The organism is Pseudomonas sp. B14-6, assembly GCF_013260315.1.
Taxonomy (GTDB): domain Bacteria; phylum Pseudomonadota; class Gammaproteobacteria; order Pseudomonadales; family Pseudomonadaceae; genus Aquipseudomonas; species Aquipseudomonas mandelii.
In genome coordinates this window covers 2,822,969-2,843,109 of sequence record NZ_CP053929.1, presented here as the reverse complement: position 1 = coordinate 2,843,109, position 20,141 = coordinate 2,822,969, and the positions used below count along the sequence as shown (strand labels likewise).

The following is a 20,141-nucleotide window of genomic DNA, read 5'->3' as shown; positions in this document are numbered from 1 at the left end:
CCGCACGATCCGAAGATCGTGCGGCTTTGTTTTATACGGGTATCAGGTGTCTTGTTTGTCGCTCAGGACCTTGCCGGTGGTGGCATCGAAGTCCACGTCGAATTCTTTGCCGTCAGCGGTTTTCAGTTCCACTTCGTACTCGTAGTTGTTGAAGTGGTTGTCCAGATCCGTGTCGGTGATGATCGCGCCTGGGTGCCGTTTCAGTGCCTCCTGGTTCATTTCTTCCAGTGGCTTGATCTTGCCGCTCTTGACCAGCTCAGGGATCTGGTCGACACGAACGTCAGCCTGAGCCAGGCCAGCGGTGAGGGTCAGGGCAGCAGCGGTGAACAGGGCAGTCAGGGTTTTCATGGGTTCATTCCTTGGGGTGATCTGTTTAAGTGAGTCCAGATTAACTGTGGCAACTTAATTCACCCTTAATTCCAATCACCGTGTCGTTTGGAAGATTTCGCGGGCAAGTCGGCTTGCCGCATCACTCGCTCCTACGGGATTTGGGGCGGTCGCATTATTTGTGATCGACTCAGAACCCGTAGGAGCGAGGCTTGCCCGCGAAGAAGACGACGCGGTGTCGTGTCAGCTAGCGATCAGTACCCGTTGTTCTGCAGCAACTGCGCCACCGTCCCGGCCGCCGGGCGCTTGTAGAACTTCAGCAATTCACTGGCGCGGTTGGTGAAGATGCCATCGACGCCAGCGTCCATGACTTTCTGGTAATCAACTGCTTCGTCGATGGTGTAGGCGTGCACCAGCAGGCCTTGATCGTGGGTGTACTGGTTCATCCACGGTTTCACCAGGTCCGAATAGCTCTGATCGCCACCCTTGGTCAACGCGGCCGAAGGACCGGTGCCGATCGCACCCTGGGCCTTGGCGTACTCGACCCATTGCTGGAATTCGGCTTTGTCTTTCGGTTCCTGTTTGGCGTAGTAGGTGGCCTTGTCCTTGTCGCCGGACTCGGCAAACGTCACTTTGGACTTAGGCTCGATACTGCCTTCGCCGACCCACAGCAGCAGGATCTTCGGCACTTGCGGCATTTCCTTCTCAAGCAGTTCGAGGCTGCTCTTCTCGAAGGTTTGCAGCACGACTTTGCCCTTGCCCTGGCCGACCGCCAGATTGCTTTTCGCCAGTTTGGAACCGGCCGGGCTCAGCCAGCCGCGATCCTGCAATTTGTCCTTGAGGTCGCGTTCGAGGCCGGGGAATTGCTTTGGTTCTTTGGTTTCGATGTACAGGCCGGGTTTGTGCAGCGGATTGCCCTGGGCGATGTCGATGATTTCGTCGAGGGTCAGGATCTTCAGGCCGACGAAGGACGGACGTGCGCGATCCGGGTACGCGGCGTTGAACCAGCTACCGGCATCCAAGGTTTTCAGTTCGGCGAGGGTGAACGCGTTGGCCGGGCTGTCCTTGCGATCGGGGAATTTGGTGGCAACGTCGGTGGTGCGTTGCAGGTTGTTGTCGTGCAGGGCGAACAGCACGCCGTCCTTGCTGCGTTGCAGGTCCAGTTCCAGGTAATCGGCGCCCAGATCACGGGCCAGTCTGTAAGACGCCGCCGTGGATTCCGGTGCATCGTAGGATGCGCCGCGGTGGGCGATCACCGCCGGGTGCGGGATGCCCAAACGGGTGGCCAGTGCAGTCGGGCTGGGCTCGTTGGCGGCCTGTGCCTGGCCGAAGCCCAGCAGCATGCTCAGCAGCAGGGCGCTTTTGGTGAAGGTAACAGGCATGGTCGAGGTCCTTTCGCGTTGAATTTTCAAAGACGTCTCTTTTAACAACTGAGCGCCGCCAGCGCTATCGCCAGACCGACATAAACGTGTTTAAAGCAGATTTTTTCAGCGCTTTTGTGCGGTTCTTTGCAGTACTCTTGGCCCCGGCGTTTCCCCGGCAGAGGGAAATCCGAATGCCTGTTCTTGCGTGTAAACCATCGTTCACCGGTCGTTAACGACCTTTTGTGAGGTTTATATGCGCATCACTTCCGAGCTTATCTGCCAGGCCGCTGACCAACTCAAGGGCTTCGTCGGCCTCAATCGCAAGACCGGCCACTACATTGTGCGTTTCAGCGAAGACTCGTTTGGTATGGACGTGGCCGATGACGGGATCATTCCCACCAGTGAATTTGTCTGGGCGCCGGGGCCTGGGCAGGCCATGACGCTCAAGCGTGAGTTGATTCAATTGTTGCTGGATCAGAATATTGATGACCGGATCAATGTGACCGAGCCGTTGCGGGTGTACATGAATCGGCGGGAAGTGCCGGAGATTTCGGCGGTGCGGAGTCTGGTTCGGGGCTGAAGTTTTGCTGTGTCTGGACTGGCCTCTTCGCGGGCAAGCCTCGCTCCTACAGGTTGTCGGTGCCCTATGTAGGAGCGAGGCTTGCCCGCGAAGGCGGCCAGAAGAACACCGCATCATTTTACGGCCTTGAACCCATACGCCCGCTCAACCTTGCACACCCGCGTATGACACGCCGAATACCACGTCGACCGCCCCCGCTCACGGATCGCACGGTGCTCAGGATGATGTTTCCACGCCAGAATCGCCGCCTCGCTGGCCCAGTACGACACCGTAATCCCCAACCCATCCTCACCCCGAGCCGACTCAACACCGAGAAACCCCGGCTGCTCACGGGCCAGTTCCAGCATGCGTTCGGCGGCCTCGGCGTAGCCTTGATCACCGTCGGTGCGCAGCGAGGTAAAAATCACCGCGTAGTACGGCGCTGATGGCGTATCGGCCATCATGGCTGTTGCCTTTTGCAGGCTTCGACCAACGCCCGGGCCAGCGGCGGTAGCGTGCCGTTGAGCGCGGCGCGATCGGGCTGGAACAGGGTGGCGACGAAAAACGGATGACCCTGGAGCTCCACCGCCCGCAGGTCGCCGGTCGAGTCATGGCCAACGGCGCACAACTGTTGGCTCAATAACTCACGCTCGAACGCCGGGTTCACGCCATAGCGGCAGCGATATCCCTCAACGATCTCGGCGCTTTCGTACACGTTGGCGATCAACGAGCCTTCAACCAGGCGAATGCTGTCCGTTGCTTCCACCAATGAGCAGGTCAGCGGCGTGAGTAATGCGCGTGCTGCACCGGGATGGGTTTCGCCGTGCTCGGCGTCTTCCCAACCCAATACGTTCCGAGCGAACTCAAGCACCGCGTGTTGAAAACCGCCGCAGGTGCCGAGGAACGGTCGCTGCTGCTCACGGGCAAAACGGATCGCCCGCAACGCGCCGTCCATGTCGCGGTAAGGGCTGGCGGGCACGCACCAGAAACCGTCGAAGTGGTGTAACGGGGTGGCGGCGTTTATGTGATCGGTGGCCAGCCACTGAAATTGCACATCCACGTTCAGTTGTTCGGCAGCCATGCCGAGCGCCACGGGAATGGCTTGGTGGGCGGTGACCTGTGGGTCGTAATCACCGATCAGGGCGATGCGCAGGGCGGTGTTTTCCATGAGTGATCTCGACGCTTGTTGATTCCTGGCACCCACTATAGATTGGCGCTCACGCATTCAATATTGGCGTTATCCCAAGTGATCAATGCAGCGACGCACTATCGACTCGACTATCCAGACCTGGCGCTGATCCTCGCCTTGGTGCGCGGCGGCTCTCTGGCCCGGGCATCGGCGTTATTGAAGGTCGACGTGTCGACGGTGTTTCGCGCGGTTCGCCGACTGGAAGCCGCGCTGGGCCAGCAACTGTTCGAAAAAAGCCGCGCCGGTTACCTGCCGACCACACTCGCCCAGACCCTGGCCGAGCAAGCCGAGCGCGCGGAACAAGCGCTGGACGCGGCGCGCATTGGCGTGGAGCAGGGCGGTGAAGTCATCAGCGGCACGGTGCGGCTGACCTGCACCGATTCTGTCCTGCAAGGGTTGCTGCTGCCGGCGCTGGCGCAGTTCATGCCGTCCTACCCGGCGCTGACCCTCGAACTGAGCACCTCCAACGACTTCGCCAACCTCAGCCGTCGGGATGCCGATATCGCCTTGCGCCTGACTCGCGCACCGCCCGAGCATCTGGTTGGTCGACGTCTGGCGGATATTTCCTATCGGGTCTGTGCCAGTGCGGCGTACCTGAAATCAGTCGATCCTGAAGACCTGGCCTCGCTGACCTGGATCGCGCCGGATGACTTTCTTCCCGACCACCCCACCGTGGCATGGCGGCGCCAGCAATTGCCCGGCGTCACACCGGCTTATCGCTGCAACAGCATGCTGTCGGTGACCGAGTTGGTGCGTGCCGGGCTGGGCGTTGCGGCGTTACCGGACTTTTTGATCGGTGATGAACTGCAACCACTGACTGGCCCGCTGCACGGTTACGACACCGCGCTCTGGTTGCTGACCCGTCCGGACTGCCGCGCGTTGCGCTCGGTGGTGACGTTGTTCGATGAGCTGGGGCGGGCGCTTCGACTGCCGTGACCGGGTGCTAATCCTTCGAATGATCATTCACTAAATGCTGATGCATTTCCGAGGTCAGGCTTTCAATGCGTTCGGTCAGGTTCTTGGTCATTTCCGTAAGCCGGGTGTTCAGTTCAAGCAGTTCGAGCAGTTGCGCGGTGTTCTGCGCCGCTTGTGCCTGGCGTTCGCTGTTGGCCACGGCGATGGATTCGCGGTGCAGGGCATCGGCATCGGTCTGGGCTTTGTCCCGCGCCGCCTGACGGGTCTGGGCCAACAGGATCAGGGGAGCGGCATACGCCGCCTGCAGGCTGAACGCCAGGTTGAGCAGGATGAACGGATAAACGTCGAACTGGGTCACGCCCGAGACGTTAAGGCAGATCCAGATCGCCACGATCAGCGTCTGGGCGCCCAGGAAGGTCGGCGTGCCGAAGAACCGTGCAAAGGCCTCGGCGCGCAGGGCGAACTTGTCGTTGCCGAACGTTGGCTCCAAGTGAGCATGGGGGCGGTGAAAGCGCAGATGGTCGACGGCAGCGGCGGGTTTGGTTTCGTGGGTCGGCGTGGTCATGATGATCTCTGCGTGGCGCTGGGACTGACGTTCACTATAGCCCCAGCGCCATTTTCATTTTGAAACACATTGCCGCGTTTTATTCAGCGCGCCCTGTGATCGGTGTTTCGGCAGAGATTGTCATTTATGGCAGCTCGATTCAGCGCTGATAACAGGCCAGGAACATGTCCAGTGCTGACTCCACCACGGTGCGTTGCATCTCATCTGACAGCGGGGGCAGCCCCATGGAAATCTGCGGCCAGAACGCAAAGGATTTAAGCATCCCCTGGATCTGCTGCGCGGCAAATTCGGGGGCGACCGGCTTCAATCGACCGTCCGCCTGGGCGGCGCGGATCCACACAGTCAGGCCTTCTTCACGCTCGCCCATCCGGGCCACCATGTTCTGCGCGCGCTCGGGAGAATGGATGGTGGCGGCGATCGCCACCCGCGCCAGGTCGAGAAAGTTTTCATCGCCCAGCATCTGCAATTTCGCCTGCAACATCTGGCGCATTTGCTCGCGCAGGGGCAGGTCAGGGCGGTAGGACGTTTCCTGTTCGGCGGTCACCCGCGCCCACAGTTGATTGAGGATTTCGGCGAACAATTCTTCCTTGCTGGGGAAGTGGTTGTACACCGTGCGCTTCGACACCCCAGCGGTGGCGGCGATCTTGTCCATGCTGGTGATGTCGAAACCGTTGGCACGGAATTCGGCAATCGCCGCCTGAATGATGGCTTCGCGTTTTCGGTCGGTGAGGCGCTGTGGAGCTGTCATAAGTACGCTTCGGCAGTCGGCAGAGAAGAATTACACTCGGCAGTTTACTTGTGATCCGCTTTGATGCAACCTAGAAACTACACTGTGCAGTGTAATGTTTCGTTAATCCTGTGCAGTGAATACTAGAATCTCCGGCTGATGCGTGCGTGCTTTGGCCAATTATCGTCCCACCGTGAAATCCGCACTTTGCGGTTTTTCTGGAGTTACTCAGACATGGCCGACTCAATTTCCCCTGCGGACAATGCCTCCACACCCGAAGCTTCCCGTCAGGCACAAGGGCTGTTCCAGAATCATGTGCCTGTGCAACGTGAAGGCGTCAGAAAAATGCTGCGCATCATGTGGAACATGATTTTCAACAAACCGCGCGACACTCGCCCAACTGCGCCCGTCCCGGTGCAATCCCTGAGCCACGCCGCGTTGATTGCCGCGCCCAACCACAGCGTCTATCGCCTCGGCCACTCCACCGTACTGCTCAAATTGCGGGACAAATTCTGGATCACCGACCCGGTCTTCGCCGAGCGCGCCTCCCCGGTGCAATGGGCCGGCCCCAAGCGTTTCCACCAGCCACCGATCAGCCTCGATGACTTGCCGCCGATAGAGGCGGTGATCCTGTCACATGACCACTACGACCACCTCGATTATCAAACGGTGCTCACACTGGCGGACAAGGCCAACTACTTCCTGACCCCACTTGGCGTCGGCGACACCCTGGTCAAATGGGGCGTCGATGCCAGCAAAGTGCGCCAACTCGATTGGTGGCAGGGCACGGAAGTCGATGGCATCCAGTTCATCGCCACACCGTCGCAGCACTTTTCCGGGCGCGGCCTGTTCGATGGCAACAGCACGCTCTGGGCCTCGTGGGTGATGATCGATGGCGACACGCGGATCTTCTTCAGCGGCGACAGCGGTTATTTCGATGGCTTCAAACGCATCGGCGAACAGCACGGCCCGTTTGACCTGACCCTCATGGAAACCGGCGCCTACAACGTCGAGTGGCCGCACATTCACATGCAGCCGGAAGAAACCCTGCAAGCGCACATCGACCTCAAGGGCCGCTGGTTACTGCCCATCCACAACGGCACTTTCGATTTGTCGATGCACGCCTGGTTCGAGCCCTTCGACCGGATCCTCGCCTTGGCCTGGGAACGCAATGTGTCGATCACCACGCCGCAAATGGGCGAGGCGTTCAACGTCATGTACCCACAGCGAGGGGCCGCATGGTGGTCGGAAATGGAAAGTACAGTGAAGGAAGAAGGGCGTTTGGCTTGTAGCGGCTACAAGTCTGGATGATGTTTCCTACATTGACAGCTCCTTGTGACTGACAGCCGTTTCCTACGGTTTCGGTAGGCTGTGCGGCGGGTGAAATGACTCACCCGCGATTAGCCATATCAAGGATGCTGTAAATGAAGGACGTTTTAAAAAGCCGCATGACGGCACTGGCGCAGATCATTCTGCTATCGGTCACCGGACCTGCATTCGCAGACAGCAACACCTCCGTCACTGCCCAGTCGCTCGAATATACGAGCGTCAGCGAGCTTACCGAGCGGATGGCGCGCAACGAACTCACCTCAGTCACACTGGTGGAGTATTTGCAAGCGCGCATCCACACGCTGGACAAGCAAGGGCCGACGATCAACGCGATTATCGAGCTCAACCCACAGGCCATCGACATTGCCACCGCTTTGGACCAGGAGCGTCAGGACGGAAAAGTGCGTGGTCCGCTGCACGGCATTCCTGTTCTGCTCAAGGACAACATCGACACAGCGGACCAGATGCAAACAAGCGCGGGTTCTTTGGCCATGGTCGGCCAGCCTGCTGCGAACGACGCGTTTGTGGTCCAACAGCTGCGTGACGCAGGTGCCGTCATCCTCGGCAAAACCAACATGAGCGAATGGGCTTACGTCCGGGAAATGGGCTTGCCCCACGGTTGGAGTGGCCGAGGTGGCCAGGGTAAAAACCCCCACGTGTTAAATGGTGAAATCTGTGGTTCCAGCTCGGGTTCAGCCGCCGGTGTTGCCGCTGGTTTCGCACCGTTGGCCATGGGGACCGAAACCAACGGTTCCATCGCGTGCCCTGCTTCGGCCAATGGCGTGGTGGGCGTCAAGCCTACGCTGGGTCTGTTCAGCCGATCGGGCATCATTCCCATCACCCGTCTGCAAGATACGCCGGGTACCCTGACGCGCACCGTTCGTGACGCCGCGCTGATGTTCAACGCCCTGCAAGGCGTTGACGCCCGTGACCCTGTCACCAGCGATGCGCCAGTGGGCGTTGACTACACCGCGCTGCTCAACACGGATGCACTGCAAGGCAAAAGAATCGGTTACCCGACCGAGTACGTCGGCACCAACGGCACTGTGCTTCGACCCGGTTTTGAATTCCTGATGGCATTGGCCACACTGGAAGAGCAAGGCGCGACCCTGGTGCCGTTGAGCGTCCGACTGCCGGATATCGATGGCTACTTCAACACCCTCATGGCAGGCATGAAACATGAACTGCCCGAGTACCTGGCCAGCCGCTCAGGGTTACCGATTCAGACGCTTCAACAGTTGATCGATTTCAACGAGCTGAATCCGGGTGCCGAAGGTTACGGGCAGCAAATGCTGAACGACATCAACCAACTGGACATGACCCACTCACAGGCAACCGAGATGTTCGGCGTGCTCAGTGCCAGCTTCAAGGCTGCCATTGATGAGCAAATGGCTGAACATAATCTGGATGCAATGTTCGCCGATGCCGATGGCTACTCGCAATTTAGTGCCGCAGTCGCTGGCTACCCAGCCATTACCGTCCCGTCGGGCATGAACAGCGATGAACTGCCAACGTCTGTGTTCTTTTTCGGCCAGCGCTGGAGTGAACCCCAACTGCTGGCGCTGGCTTACAGCTATGAACAAGCGTCGTTAGAGCGTCAGAATCCGGCGTTTCGGGAGCAGTAAGGTCCAAGACCAAGGCAGGTGATGGTGGGCGTTAAAGGCCGTGGCTGCTCGACCAGCGAGGCAAGCCATGAGCCTTCCTGAAAGGGCGATCCAGTCACGCCTCAGAACGCCTGATCTTCTGCCGTCGGGCCGCTCGCCATGGAGCGGCCCGCGATCTTCGCCACCGTCAGGTCGCAAACATTCCCGTCGAGAATTTCATCCATTTCCCCCGCTGACAGTCCAAGCCTCTGCGCCGCTTCCAGCTTGCCCAACTGACCGGTGTCGAGCAGCATGCCGATCTTCATCAGGTATTCGGCCTTGGCCCTCATTTCCCCCGCATCGGCAGCACCCGAAGACGGATGACCAAGCCTGTCGCATTCATCGATTCCATTCATCTGCTGACTCCTCACTCAACCATCGCGTAGTCCGCCCGACCCACCGGATCAGGCGTCGACCCTCTCACATTCATCCCCCGACCCGGCGCAAATCCGGGGAAGAACACCAGGCCTTCCGATTCAAACCGATACGCCAACGCCAGCCGGGTGACATCCAGCACATCGCGTTCGGCCTCGAATCGCACAATGGCGTCCACGGAGACACCGGATTCCTCCGAGAGCTCTTCCACGCTCCAACCCAGCATCGCTCGGGCCTGGGCACAGTGGGCCGGGGTGAATTGGAAAAGGGCGATACGTTCCAGGGTGATTTTCATCGCAAGAGAGGCCATGGTGTTCTCCGGGCTCGAGAGTGCTAATCCAAAAAGTACTGTTGTTTTGTACAGTTGTTTTGCGCCCGGATCAAACTCATTTTTTGATTTTTTCTATGTCGCCCCCTCCATCCAGACGGACGGTGCCTGCCCCAATACGCGGCGAAACATGGTCGAGAATGCCGCCGGGCTGTCATAACCGAAATCCAGCGCAATGCGCGTCACCGGCGTCCCCGCCGCCAACCGCGCCAGGGCCAGCACCACGCAGGCCCGCTGGCGCCATTGGCTGAAACTCAGCCCTGTCTGCTGACGGAACAGCCGATTGAACGTGCGCAAGCTGATGTGCAATTGATCGGCCCATTGCTGCGGCGATTGATGCGCGTCGGGCCGCTGCAAAAAGCCTTGGCACAACCCCAGCAACCGCGCATCGACCGGTAACGGAATGTGCAACGGCAAGTGAGCACTGCGCGCCAGTTCATGCAACAGCAAGTCGATCAGCGCGCCATCGCGCCCGGCCTCGTCGTACGCCAGCGGGATCTCCACCGCCTCCATCAACAAGTGCCGCATCAACGGCGACACACTGATCACCTGGCAACGATCCCCCAAATCAACCGCATCAGGTTCGATGTACAAACTGCGCGTGCTCACCCCCAGCATCAGCACCTCATGCGCCACCCCCGCCGGAATCCACCGCCCGCTGCGGCGGCACCACCCAATTGCCATCGTGCGTGCTGACCTGCATCACCCCCGTCGCGCCGTACAGCAGTTGTGCCCGCCGATGCGTATGACGGGGCAACACATGACCGTGGGAATAATCCGTACCGACCGCCACCACCGAGCGCGGTGTGTCATCCAGCAGATTGATCGAAACATTGCGCATTGAGCGTTTTCCAACAATTGGCGTAAACGCGAACATTATTGGCTGACTTGCTGAAGCAGGCCAAGGCTCATCGCTCTATTGTCGACCGCTCTCAACCAACGGACGACACGCAATGTTTTATCTCCTGCTGGCATTTTTCGGGTGCGTGACTGGCGTCACTGCGGTGTTGTTCGGCTTTGGCGGCGGCTTCGTTGTGGTGCCATTGCTTTATCGCATGCTCATGGCTAGCCATGGTGCCGATGACCCCGTCAGCCAATCGGCAATGCACATTGCCGTGGCGACTTCGACCTGCGTGATGATCGTTAACGCATTGATCGCCACCGGCAAACACCGCCGCGCCGGTAATCTCATTCGTCATTATCTGTGGCCGCTGGGCGGGTTCATCGGCCTGGGCGCAATCCTCGGAGCGCTCGCCGCGATGTGGGTGAGTGGTGAGGTGATTCGTTATGCCTTCATCGCGTACCTGGGCGTGACCATTGTGGATTGCCTGTTCCGACGTGGTTTTCTGACAGCGTCCGACACCGCAATCCCACGACGATTGGGCAGGGCGGAAGTGTCCGGCGGCGGTGTAGGAATCGGCGTGATCGCAACGTTTCTCGGCGTAGGCGGCAGCGTCATGACCGTGCCGTTGTTGCGACGGTGCGGGTTGAGCATGAGTCAGGCGACGTCCATGGCTAATCCGTTAAGCCTGCCGGTGGCGTTGGCCGGGACGCTGACTTACATGGCGATGGCGGGGTTCACCGAGTTTGATCTGGGACCGTGGTTTATTGGCTATGTGGATCTGCTGGCGTTTGCGGTGTTGACGATGGGATCGCTGGTGGGGATTCGGCTGGCTACGCCTTGGATTGGGCGGATACCGGATCGGGTGCATGCGCGGGTCTATGTGGGGTTGCTGGTGTTGGTGATGGTCAGCATGTGCCTGAGCTGATCGTTATCTAGTCAGCTTTTTATCGATTCTCGAACATGGGTTCGCCATAATCCGCCGCTCTTTCTTGCGAGCCAATACTCGCTGCATTCAAGGATGATTTGATGTTTAAAGGACTGTTTCGTCTTGCTGGCATTGTCGTATTGGTGTGCTCCACGTTTTCTACGATGTTGTGGGCCGACAGCGGCAAGCAGGTCTATACCGGGACTCTGGGAAAAATGCCGATTGTGCTGGAGGTGAGCGCCGATGGCAGTGAGGGTCGTTACTTTTACCAAAAGTACCGCAAGGACTTGGTGCTTAGTGGCTCAAAGGAAGGAAAAACACTTGTGCTGGAAGAGGGTGACCAGCGATATGGAGAGCACAAACCTTTTCCGACAATTCGCCTACAACCAAAGTCCAGCGGCTGGTCCGGAGAATGGACTAGTCCTAAAGGCAAAGTCTTGAAGATTGATCTGCAGCCAACGAACCTTCCTCAGATTCCCGCTGATACCTTGCCCTATCTCGCCAGACTTCACGACAAGGCGCCTTATGAATACCTGCGCTTGCAGGGTATGAAGCTTACACAAGGCAAGACTGAAACCTTCATGGGTTACACGCTGCAATGGTGGCGCGACCCACAATCCAAAGCCGAGCTGTTTGAAGTGGTTTCGGGCTACAGCGCTGAGGAGCGTAAGCGTATCAATCAGCAATTGATGGGCCGTTTGTGGCAGGAGGTTGTGGGGTATTACGGATGCTTCGCTAACTACGCTGACGCCTACTACGCACAGACGAGTCAGCCTCTGTGGATGACGCCGAACGTCATGAGCGTCCGTGTCTCAACCGAGTACTTCTGTGGCGGTGCTTACCCGGATCAGGTCAATGACTCACTCAACCTCGATGCTAAAACGGGCCAATCTCTGACGCTTGATGACGTGCTGTGGGTGGGACAGGGAAAGCCGCTGCACTACGAGGAAAACTACGACGCCTACATTTCTTCGTCTGAGTCATTCAGTGCCTATTCTGATTACCGCGGCAAAGAGCTGGCGCCGTGGCTGGTGGCGCAATTGCTTAATCTCTATCCCAATCAAATGACGGTCACGCCAGAAGGGGATGACGACTGCGACTACGATGACGAGGACCGCTGGAGTTTTCCTTCCTGGTATTTCACCGAGCAGGGGATCAAGTTAGATCCGTCCTTTCCTCACGTGGCCGCTGTGTGTGGAAATGTGGGCTGGGGTGTCCTGCCGTATAGCCTGATCAAGCAACACCCCGGCGGCGTTGCGCTACAGCTGCCCTGATTGCGTACCCGATAACCCCGGCGCCTCACGAATAATAAAGTGATCCAGGTTCTCGATATTCGCACTGAACACCCCGAACGTCTGCTCGGGGTTTTTCTTGCTTGGCACCTGCTTCAACTCCGGCGTCACGCCATAAAAGAAGCAATACAACTCCGCTTCGCTGTCGATGGCGTGCTTGATCTCTTCCAGAAACGCTTTGCGCTTGCGGTAGTTCTCGATCAACTTCTTGCTCAGGTAAACGTTGACTGAATACGGCTTCTTCTTCGCCTCGTCCGCCTGCTTGAACCAGACCTTCTGCTCGAAATCGATGCGAAAGCTCTGCGTGTAATCCTTGATCTCCTTGATCTTGCCCCAGTAAATCAGCCCCTTGTTGTCCGTCAGGTATTCGATCTTCTTGAAGAACGACCCATAAGGCGCCGTGTGCTCGCCAATCTTCAGCGGCATGCGCTTGAGCAGGTCCTTGTCTTCGAAGTTCGACACAAAACACTCCACCGGATGGGCGAAGACACTGGTCTTGTCCGGTGCCGATTCACGGCTTGGGTGTTCTGTGTTGCTAGCCTCAGTGGTTGGCGTCGGATCGTCCCGCACCACATCCGCCGCCACCGCCGGGTTCGACGGCTTACGCACATACTCACGCCGAGTCAGCAACAACTCCGACGGGAAATGCTCCTCGCGACTGTCATCCGTTTCCGCACCGTCCGCATCCACACCTGACGCCGACGCCTTGAGACTGGCATAAGGACAATCCGCCACATGCCGGGTGCTGGGCGTGTTCTTGAAGTGCGGGGTGCGAACGTAATTCACGTTTTTGGCGTTGAACGTCGTCAGTACATTTGCCGCATCGAAGGCCGAGCGACAGGCGTCGTTGGGGCATTGGAAGTGTTCTTTGGCGGAATCGAAATCCATGGTTTCGTCGAAATTGAGATCGCGCACGTCATAGATCGACAGCTTGTCGTCGAGGCTGAGGCAGTAAGCGAGGTCGAATTTCATGGTGGGCTCGGGTCCTTGAGGGGGGAAGGGTATTAATAGCGGGAGGCGGGGCGGGTTGCACTGAATGTTTTCAACACGCCGCAAAATCTGGGGCAACCCACCAAACCTTGTAGGGGTGAGCCTGCTCGCGATTCGAAACATCAACTCAGTCTATCTACCTAGCGCTGACTCAATAGCAACACACTAACTGTGGCGAGGGAGCTTGCTCCCGCTGGGCTGCGCAGCAGACCCAAACCTGGCAAGCGCGGTGCATCAGACAGATGAAGTTGTTTGCTGGGCGACTGCTTCGCAGTCGAGCGGGAGCAAGCTCCCTCGCCACGAATCTCATTTAGCCCAATTCTTCACGTCTCAACCGCTTGACTCTGTCATAAAGCGAAGCAGTGAACTCATCCCGGTCACCCGAATGGTGACAACGGCGATGACAGTTTGGGCACAGCGCCACAGCATTGCTCGGACGATCCGAACCTTCCTGCGCTAAGTGCTTAACGTGATGAACCTCAAGAAACGGTCTGCCATCCTTTTCAAACGGAGCAGGCTCGCCACAGCCTTCGCATCGACCTTCAGCCTGCTGGCGAACCCAAGCTCTCACTTCAGGATCGCGAACATAAGACTTTCCGTTGGACTGAGTCTGTTCTGGCCTCTCAATCCCTTTCGGCACGTCTTTAATCGGTTGTTTCTCAAGTTTGGCAGATCGCTGTTCCAGCGTTGCCTCGTCCGCCGTCGGAGCAAAATCCTCAGGTGTCAAAGCACTTGGAGCGTTGAGCGCGTCTCGAATGCTTCGCGCAACATTCGCGCCGACATTCTTAGCGGGTTTGTAGCCCGCAATGCGAGCTCGACCCAACTCCACCAGAACGGTAGAGATGTTCTGCATCCGAAACTCAACCGACCCTTTGGTCCGACCGGCTAAGGCACCCTCACGCAGGATGCGGTTCTCCTCAGTCTTAACGACTTTCAGACCACTCTGCTCGCGGGACAGCATGCTGAGATAGGCGTCTACCGCTGCCTGAATCTCAATGTCAGTCCAATCGCTGTTGCTCTTTTCCGTGTCCATACAATCGCCGAGGGCTGAATACCCTCGGACGATACTGAGTGGCCATCACGACTGTCTACGAAAATTCCTACAGAAAAGACCGACGCTTCTTTCAGTTAATCCTACAAAGGCTAGCCAACCGAATGCTTCGATGACTGAAGCGCCTCCAAAACCTTCCGCCACCAAGGCTTAACCACCGGCACCCGCCGCCGTGTGCGATTGAGCAACAGATAAGGCATGTCCCGCAGCCGAATCCAGCCTTCATCCTGCCAATGCAACAGACTCAACGACATCTCCGGCCAATCCAACAAACTCAACATCGGTCGATCCGCATTCTTCGACTGCCCCGCGTCGCGCAACGCCGGGACCACTTGATGTGTCAGCCACTCTCGCAACAATCGATTCCCCGGTGCGTAGTGATAGACCAGCAGCGCATAGACGCCGGACTCGCTGAGCATCAACCGTTTTTCCGGTTGCCCGTGGTAGTCGATCAGCAACGTGTGCCGCTGATCTTCATCCAGTTTGCTGACTACGCGATCGTTAAGGTGGAAACCCATCAAGCGACCCAGATCTCGGGCACAAAACCATGGCTGGTTTTCCAGGAGGAGGGCGTGAAGTTCGAGGTTTTGGCGAATAAATACTGTGGGAATGTAAGGATCAGACATGATCGGCCTCCTGGAGCGGAAGCAGATTTTTTACGGTGCAAATGTAGGTCATTTCCTTCAATAGGAAGGGAAAACGCTTAGGCATATCCATTACCTCTACTTGATAGCTTTCTTAGGGCTAAGGCGCCGGGAGTTAAGAAACCCCAAGTAGAAGGCCGGACATATTCCCCTTACGGGTCTTGTATTAGCCCACTCCCGACATAGCAGAGGTTTTTTCACGCCCACGAGAAATCCGTAGGCACAAAAAAGCCGCATCTTTCGGGAGCGGTCAGGCCGCTACTTGAGGCGTTTCTTAGGCGCCGGAAAGAGGAGATTATGATGTTCAAACTATCCAGTCAAGATTCAATTTTTCTCCCGTAACTGATGAGCACCGGAAAAGTAGGCGTGGGTGTAAACCTGTCAGAATATATTTTTTAATGTCGAGTGCATTATGATTTTTCGAGGTAATGCTAGATATTGATCTGTATTGGCACTCCATCTTAAGCTACTGAACCCAGACATAAGTCTGTGTCCTATCCATCGAGTATCGATAATTTGATCTTCATGCGGATGTGATACTAGAAGTAATCGTCCCATAAAATCGATCCACTCTGAATTGCTTATGATTTTCAGACTGTAAGCATGGCAAGAGCGACCGGAATTATAAAAAACAAGTTCGTTAAATATGCTTTTTGGAATGACTTTCTCTAGAGAGCTAATTGACTCTCTTATTTTGTTTTCAGGTGCCTGAAAGTCAATCATTGGAATATGATATTTTTTTTTGTTGTGGCGAAGTATAGAGTGGAATGCTAATTCCTTGTTTGGTGCGAGATTGTCTATTTTGTTTTCAATAGCTTCTTGAGTGAAGTCTGCTGCCCTTATTTTGAATATTTCTCTTGTGTCGAGTATAGATTGAGGTTCGTACTCGTAGATACTAAGTTCAAACAATAGTTCATCGGCTAGCCAATTGGCTAGCTCTTTGATGATTTCAGAAGGGTGGCTTGAATCTAATTTCATGTAGTTCTAATGCCAGCTAATTTTTGGTACATTTCTAGTGCGAAGTCGTCCGTCATGCCTGAGATGTAATCAACTAGTAGGTGGGTACGATAAATCCATTCGTACTCTGGTGTTGTAGCTGAGTCGGCGCGGTATGATTTTTTACATTGTTCAGGAAGCAAGTTTAATAATCTGGCCTCTATTTGAAGTCCATTCAGCTTTACATTCTTGACATCTTTATTTAGGATGAACTCGAATTCAGGGAAGCTCAGCTCAAGAAGTGGTGCTAATTTGTCTAAGATTCCGGTGATTATACTGTTTCCAGAAAGCTCGATGATTTCTGCTTCTGGTGATGTATAAACATTACGAGCTACAAAGTCTCTAACAACTTTAAGTACTCTGTGCTCATAAGAGTCCTCTGGTATGAGCGATGACGTAAAGCTCCCAGATAATATATCTTCCTGGTTTGATAGAAAAGTGGATTTTGCCAGTTCCGTTGATTTGTTGATCAAGTTGGTTCTGATTGATATGAACTTGCTTACATGGTCGCTGTTTCGGTTGGCATTAGAAATTATATCGTGCCAAAAATCTAAGATATCGCCACTAAGCTTGCTTGAAATTGCTATGATTAGTTGGTCGTAAGTAATAATTTCTTTTTCTATACCGTCTTCAATGTCGCTGAGGCAGTATGCGATATCATCCGCTGCTTCCATGATGAAAGTTAGAGGGCTGCGAGTATTGTCGGGTATTTCAAGTTTGTTCCAGACTTCTTTTAAGGAGTCTTCTTCGGTCAAAAAGAAACCTGGTTTTTTATGGAAGTCATTAATGTTTTTGTCTCTGGAGTGTTCTGGGTGCGTATATTTTAGATAAGCTGCTATTGTTGAGCAGGTTAAATTTAGACCAAATTGATCCTCTCCCTGCAGCTTGGTCATAATTCGCAAACCTTGAGCATTCCCATCGAAATTTTCAAAGTCTATATAGTGGTTTTCGTGTGCTGACCTTTCTGATTCGAATATAGAGTTTTGTATTTTTGCCTTTTTCTTAAACCAATTCGATATTGCTGCTTCGCCAAAATGACCGAAAGGAGGGTTTCCAATGTCATGCAAAAGACAAGCAGATTCTACAATGTTGACGAAAGCCTCTTTCGATTCGATTTTTGATTCGCTTGCTAGTACTTTGGAGATTTTTTGCGCAATTTGCCTTCCGACAGTCGCAACTTCTAGTGTGTGAGTTAAACGACTTCGTACTGCAGCGTTAGACTCTAAAGGAAATACCTGCGCCTTTTTTTGAAGACGTCTAAATGGTGCCGAAAATAATATACGAGCTTTGTCGCTTTCGGTCTCGGCTTCTAAATTGTGTTCTCGAATAGCAGTGCTCGAGCGAAGCCTGCTGCCACTAATAATTTTTGAGTATTCCATTACTTCTCCGTTTGTAAAAAAGGCCCTGAGTTTTTCAGAGCCTTTCATTTCTGTTCCTTACGTTTTAGTTGGCTGAAATCAATCCCAGCTCAACGCCCCGCCAGTCTGATACTCAATTACCCGCGTCTCAAAGAAATTCTTCTCTTTCTTCAAGTCCATAATCTCGCTCATCCAAGGGAACGGGTTAGTCGTCCCTGGATACTCTTCCTTCAAACCAATCTGGCTCAAACGACGGTTAGCGATGAACTTCAGGTAGTCCTCCATCATCGCCGCGTTCATGCCCAACACGCCGCGAGGCATGGTGTCGCGAGCGTATTCGATCTCCAGCTGAGTGCCCTGCAGAATCATCTGCGAAGCCTCTTCCTTCATCTCGGCATCCCACAGGTGTGGGTTTTCGATTTTGATCTGGTTGATCACGTCGATGCCGAAGTTCAGGTGCATGGATTCGTCGCGCAGGATGTACTGGAACTGCTCGGCGACGCCGGTCATTTTGTTGCGGCGGCCCATGGAGAGGATCTGGGTGAAGCCGCAATAGAAGAAGATGCCTTCCAGAACGCAGTAGTAGGCGATCAGGTTGCGCAGCAGTTCTTTGTCGGTTTCGACGGTGCCGGTTTCGAACTTCGGATCGGAGATCGAACGGGTGTATTTGAGGCCCCAAGTGGCTTTTTTCGCGACCGATGGGATCTCGTGGTACATGTTGAAGATCTCGCCTTCATCCATGGCCAACGATTCGATGCAGTACTGGTAGGCGTGGGTGTGGATCGCTTCCTCGAAAGCCTGGCGCAGGATGTACTGGCGGCATTCCGGGTTGGTGATCAGGCGGTACACGGCCAGGACCAGGTTGTTGGCAACCAGGGAGTCGGCGGTGGAGAAGAAGCCGAGGTTGCGCATCACGATGCGGCGCTCGTCGTCGGTCAGGCCTTCCGGGTCTTTCCAGAGGGCGATGTCGGCGGTCATGTTGACTTCTTGCGGCATCCAGTGGTTTGCGCAGCCGTCCAGGTATTTCTGCCAGGCCCAGTCGTACTTGAACGGTACGAGTTGGTTGAGGTCGGCGCGGCAGTTGATCATGCGCTTTTCGTCGACGGCGACACGGGCGGAGGCGCCTTCGAGTTCGGCGAGGCCTTCGGCGATGTCGAGGTTGTCCAGGGCTGCTTTGGCACGGGCGATGGCGGCAGAGTCGTTCGCGGTTACGGCGCGAGCTTCTTGAGCGGCGACACCACCAGCGGTGTCGAGTCGGTCCATGTTGGCTTCAGTCGCGTGGCCGGCGTTGGCGCCTTTTACCACGGTCTCGCCGCTGTCTTCTTTGTCGAATTCGTCCCAGCTCAGCATGACGTGTCGTCTCCTGCGTGAGGGCCAGATGCCCGTGTGAAAACTGATTGGTTATTTTTCACACGGCCGTACTGGCCGCGTTGGATAGCGTTTTTTGCAGCGGTACACGCAGGCAAATAAACATAAATTTTTACGGGGTTCCGAGAGCCTCTGAGGGGCGCAGAAATCGGTGAGGACGTCGGCGTGGGCTTCAGACTGGCTGTTATCCCTGTAAGGGAATATTGCAGGCCCGTTTAAGCCGGCATTATAGGGAAATTTTTGCGGCCGTGGTGGGGCGAATCCGCGCATGGAGCGGTCGAGAAGGCGGGTTTTTCGGTCGGAGCGAGGGTTTACAGGGCTTTGGCTGGAGATCGCGGGTTAAGATTTTTTTTCATAAATTTTGATGCGCTACTTTTTTGTTCAAAAAATAGGCAAAAAAACCGGTTTTTCACTACATGTTGTGTTTTGAATCGGTTTTCGGTGGTTCAAGACACAACTAAGCCCGACCGAAGCCGGGCTGTAAAGTCACGCTCGATGATCAGCTCAGGCGTGCCGCACCGACGTGATCGGCGCCATCGGCAGCGAGTTTGGCCGCACCGGTGTGATCGAAGCCGTCAGCGGCGACTTTGGCGGCACCGGTGTGATCAAAGCCATCCGAAGCCAGTTTGGCTGCACCGACGTGATCGGCACCATCGGCGGCAAAGGAAGCCGTACCGGTACGGTCGTAGCCGTCAGAAGCGACAGTGCGGTCGAAACCGTCAGCAGCGAAGGTGTTAGCGGCCAGAACAGAAAGGGTCAGGGCGAGGATCAGTTTGGTTTTCATGGTAGTGCTCCAGGTTCGTTGGCGTTTTGTGCCTTGGGTATGGAGTGAATGCTACGTCAACTAATTTGATTAAAAAGCGCAAATAAATGCTTAAAATAATCGTATTAATCGATATATACGGTTCGGCGCTGCATCAGCCTTGAAAGGGCGGGGCGGATGGGTCGAACCGTTATGAGGCGGGCGGGTGATCAGCCGTTAGTGCAGCCGTTGCCCATGATGCTGTAGCGCAGGATGTGGCGTTGACCTTGGGAGTCGTCGTATTCCATTTTCACCGGAACAACTTCGCACACATTAGGAACTTCACTCATGGAGATAACTTTGGCGATGTCCAGGTGAGTCGAGTAAGTGTATTCCTCGATGGCGGGTTTCTGCTGTGCGACATCAGTCGGGACCTCGTCTGCCATGGCGGTTGCGCACAGGCTGCTGAGGGCCAGAACTAATAAAGCTTTCATTTCAGATTTACCTTTTAGAGGTCGAATGGGGTCACGCAACCTTTTTGGGGTTGCGTGTGGAGCTTGATTAAAGAGTCTTGGATTAACGGCCTTCGTGGGGGCTGCAACTTGGTTAA

22 protein-coding genes and 1 pseudogene are annotated in these 20,141 nt (G+C 55.6%); 6 read left to right on the top strand and 17 right to left on the bottom strand.

What is annotated here, in order from left to right; translation table 11 throughout:
- Window positions 1-42: 42 nt before the first annotated feature.
- Window positions 43-348, bottom strand: a complete 306-nt coding sequence (locus HP062_RS12955) for a PepSY domain-containing protein (RefSeq protein WP_154912421.1) — start codon at window positions 346-348, stop codon at window positions 43-45.
- A 233-nt stretch (window positions 349-581) separates the two neighbouring features.
- The gene (locus HP062_RS12950) at window positions 582-1,709 is read right to left on the bottom strand and encodes a glycerophosphodiester phosphodiesterase (protein WP_154501429.1); all 1,128 of its coding nucleotides are present in this window, start codon (window positions 1,707-1,709) and stop codon (window positions 582-584) included.
- Window positions 1,710-1,944: 235 nt separating this feature from the next.
- Here HP062_RS12950 and HP062_RS12945 point away from each other — a divergent pair, with 235 nt between their 5' ends.
- Window positions 1,945-2,271, top strand: a complete 327-nt coding sequence (locus tag HP062_RS12945; RefSeq protein WP_010457284.1) for a DUF2025 family protein — start codon at window positions 1,945-1,947, stop codon at window positions 2,269-2,271.
- 113 nt (window positions 2,272-2,384) lie between these two features.
- Here the strand turns inward: HP062_RS12945 and HP062_RS12940 are convergent, their stop codons facing one another.
- Together HP062_RS12940 and HP062_RS12935 are read right to left on the bottom strand one after the other, a co-directional pair.
- A complete protein-coding gene (locus HP062_RS12940) occupies window positions 2,385-2,714 on the bottom strand; it encodes an antibiotic biosynthesis monooxygenase (protein WP_172791504.1) in 330 nt (109 codons plus the stop codon).
- Complete coding sequence (locus HP062_RS12935) at window positions 2,711-3,418, bottom strand: CTP synthase (protein WP_172791503.1); 708 nt, start codon at window positions 3,416-3,418, stop codon at window positions 2,711-2,713. The genes HP062_RS12940 and HP062_RS12935 overlap by 4 nt, the downstream gene beginning before the upstream one ends.
- Window positions 3,419-3,433: 15 nt before the next feature.
- Between HP062_RS12935 and HP062_RS12930 the strand changes: the two genes are divergently transcribed.
- A complete protein-coding gene (locus tag HP062_RS12930; RefSeq protein ID WP_172791502.1) occupies window positions 3,434-4,375 on the top strand; it encodes a LysR family transcriptional regulator in 942 nt (313 codons plus the stop codon).
- Between the two features lie 7 nt (window positions 4,376-4,382).
- Here the strand turns inward: HP062_RS12930 and HP062_RS12925 are convergent, their stop codons facing one another.
- Together HP062_RS12925 and HP062_RS12920 are read right to left on the bottom strand one after the other, a co-directional pair.
- Window positions 4,383-4,919 (bottom strand): DUF1003 domain-containing protein, encoded by a 537-nt coding sequence (locus HP062_RS12925; RefSeq protein WP_172791501.1) that lies wholly within the window; start codon window positions 4,917-4,919, stop codon window positions 4,383-4,385.
- A gap of 139 nt (window positions 4,920-5,058) precedes the next feature.
- Entirely contained in the window at window positions 5,059-5,667 is a 609-nt protein-coding gene (locus HP062_RS12920) for a TetR/AcrR family transcriptional regulator (RefSeq protein WP_083375917.1), read from the bottom strand.
- A 213-nt stretch (window positions 5,668-5,880) separates the two neighbouring features.
- Between HP062_RS12920 and HP062_RS12915 the strand changes: the two genes are divergently transcribed.
- Together HP062_RS12915 and HP062_RS12910 are read left to right on the top strand one after the other, a co-directional pair.
- Entirely contained in the window at window positions 5,881-6,957 is a 1,077-nt protein-coding gene (locus HP062_RS12915) for an MBL fold metallo-hydrolase (protein WP_077748662.1), read from the top strand.
- 113 nt (window positions 6,958-7,070) lie between these two features.
- A complete protein-coding gene (locus HP062_RS12910; RefSeq protein WP_172791500.1) occupies window positions 7,071-8,600 on the top strand; it encodes an amidase family protein in 1,530 nt (509 codons plus the stop codon).
- A gap of 101 nt (window positions 8,601-8,701) precedes the next feature.
- Here the strand turns inward: HP062_RS12910 and HP062_RS12905 are convergent, their stop codons facing one another.
- The 3 genes and pseudogenes from HP062_RS12905 to HP062_RS12895 form a co-directional block, all read right to left on the bottom strand.
- Window positions 8,702-8,974 (bottom strand): hypothetical protein, encoded by a 273-nt coding sequence (locus HP062_RS12905; RefSeq protein ID WP_010457272.1) that lies wholly within the window; start codon window positions 8,972-8,974, stop codon window positions 8,702-8,704.
- A gap of 11 nt (window positions 8,975-8,985) precedes the next feature.
- Window positions 8,986-9,303, bottom strand: coding sequence for a helix-turn-helix transcriptional regulator (locus HP062_RS12900; RefSeq protein WP_010457271.1), 318 nt, complete (start codon window positions 9,301-9,303; stop codon window positions 8,986-8,988).
- 93 nt (window positions 9,304-9,396) lie between these two features.
- Window positions 9,397-10,162, bottom strand: a pseudogene (locus HP062_RS12895) (helix-turn-helix domain-containing protein).
- Between the two features lie 112 nt (window positions 10,163-10,274).
- Here HP062_RS12895 and HP062_RS12890 point away from each other — a divergent pair.
- Together HP062_RS12890 and HP062_RS12885 are read left to right on the top strand one after the other, a co-directional pair.
- Entirely contained in the window at window positions 10,275-11,090 is an 816-nt protein-coding gene (locus HP062_RS12890; RefSeq protein ID WP_172791499.1) for a sulfite exporter TauE/SafE family protein, read from the top strand.
- 101 nt (window positions 11,091-11,191) lie between these two features.
- A complete protein-coding gene (locus tag HP062_RS12885) occupies window positions 11,192-12,364 on the top strand; it encodes a hypothetical protein (RefSeq protein ID WP_172791498.1) in 1,173 nt (390 codons plus the stop codon).
- Here HP062_RS12885 and HP062_RS12880 read toward each other — a convergent pair.
- The 8 genes from HP062_RS12880 to HP062_RS12845 form a co-directional block, all read right to left on the bottom strand.
- On the bottom strand, window positions 12,350-13,354 hold the full coding sequence (locus HP062_RS12880; RefSeq protein ID WP_172791497.1) for a hypothetical protein: 1,005 nt from the start codon (window positions 13,352-13,354) through the stop codon (window positions 12,350-12,352). The genes HP062_RS12885 and HP062_RS12880 overlap by 15 nt on opposite strands.
- A gap of 328 nt (window positions 13,355-13,682) precedes the next feature.
- Entirely contained in the window at window positions 13,683-14,405 is a 723-nt protein-coding gene (locus HP062_RS12875) for an HNH endonuclease (RefSeq protein WP_172791496.1), read from the bottom strand.
- 110 nt (window positions 14,406-14,515) lie between these two features.
- Entirely contained in the window at window positions 14,516-15,049 is a 534-nt protein-coding gene (locus HP062_RS12870; RefSeq protein ID WP_172791495.1) for a Bro-N domain-containing protein, read from the bottom strand.
- Window positions 15,050-15,448: 399 nt separating this feature from the next.
- Window positions 15,449-16,045 (bottom strand): hypothetical protein, encoded by a 597-nt coding sequence (locus tag HP062_RS12865; protein ID WP_256666165.1) that lies wholly within the window; start codon window positions 16,043-16,045, stop codon window positions 15,449-15,451.
- Entirely contained in the window at window positions 16,042-17,490 is a 1,449-nt protein-coding gene (gene dgt / locus HP062_RS12860) for a dGTPase (protein ID WP_172791494.1), read from the bottom strand. The genes HP062_RS12865 and dgt overlap by 4 nt, the downstream gene beginning before the upstream one ends.
- A 30-nt stretch (window positions 17,491-17,520) precedes the next feature.
- Window positions 17,521-18,771, bottom strand: a complete 1,251-nt coding sequence (locus HP062_RS12855; RefSeq protein ID WP_017340233.1) for a ribonucleotide-diphosphate reductase subunit beta — start codon at window positions 18,769-18,771, stop codon at window positions 17,521-17,523.
- Between the two features lie 517 nt (window positions 18,772-19,288).
- Window positions 19,289-19,573, bottom strand: coding sequence for a hypothetical protein (locus HP062_RS12850; protein ID WP_077748655.1), 285 nt, complete (start codon window positions 19,571-19,573; stop codon window positions 19,289-19,291).
- 188 nt (window positions 19,574-19,761) lie between these two features.
- Window positions 19,762-20,025 (bottom strand): DUF2790 domain-containing protein, encoded by a 264-nt coding sequence (locus HP062_RS12845; RefSeq protein ID WP_010457261.1) that lies wholly within the window; start codon window positions 20,023-20,025, stop codon window positions 19,762-19,764.
- Between the last annotated feature and the right edge of the window lie 116 nt (window positions 20,026-20,141).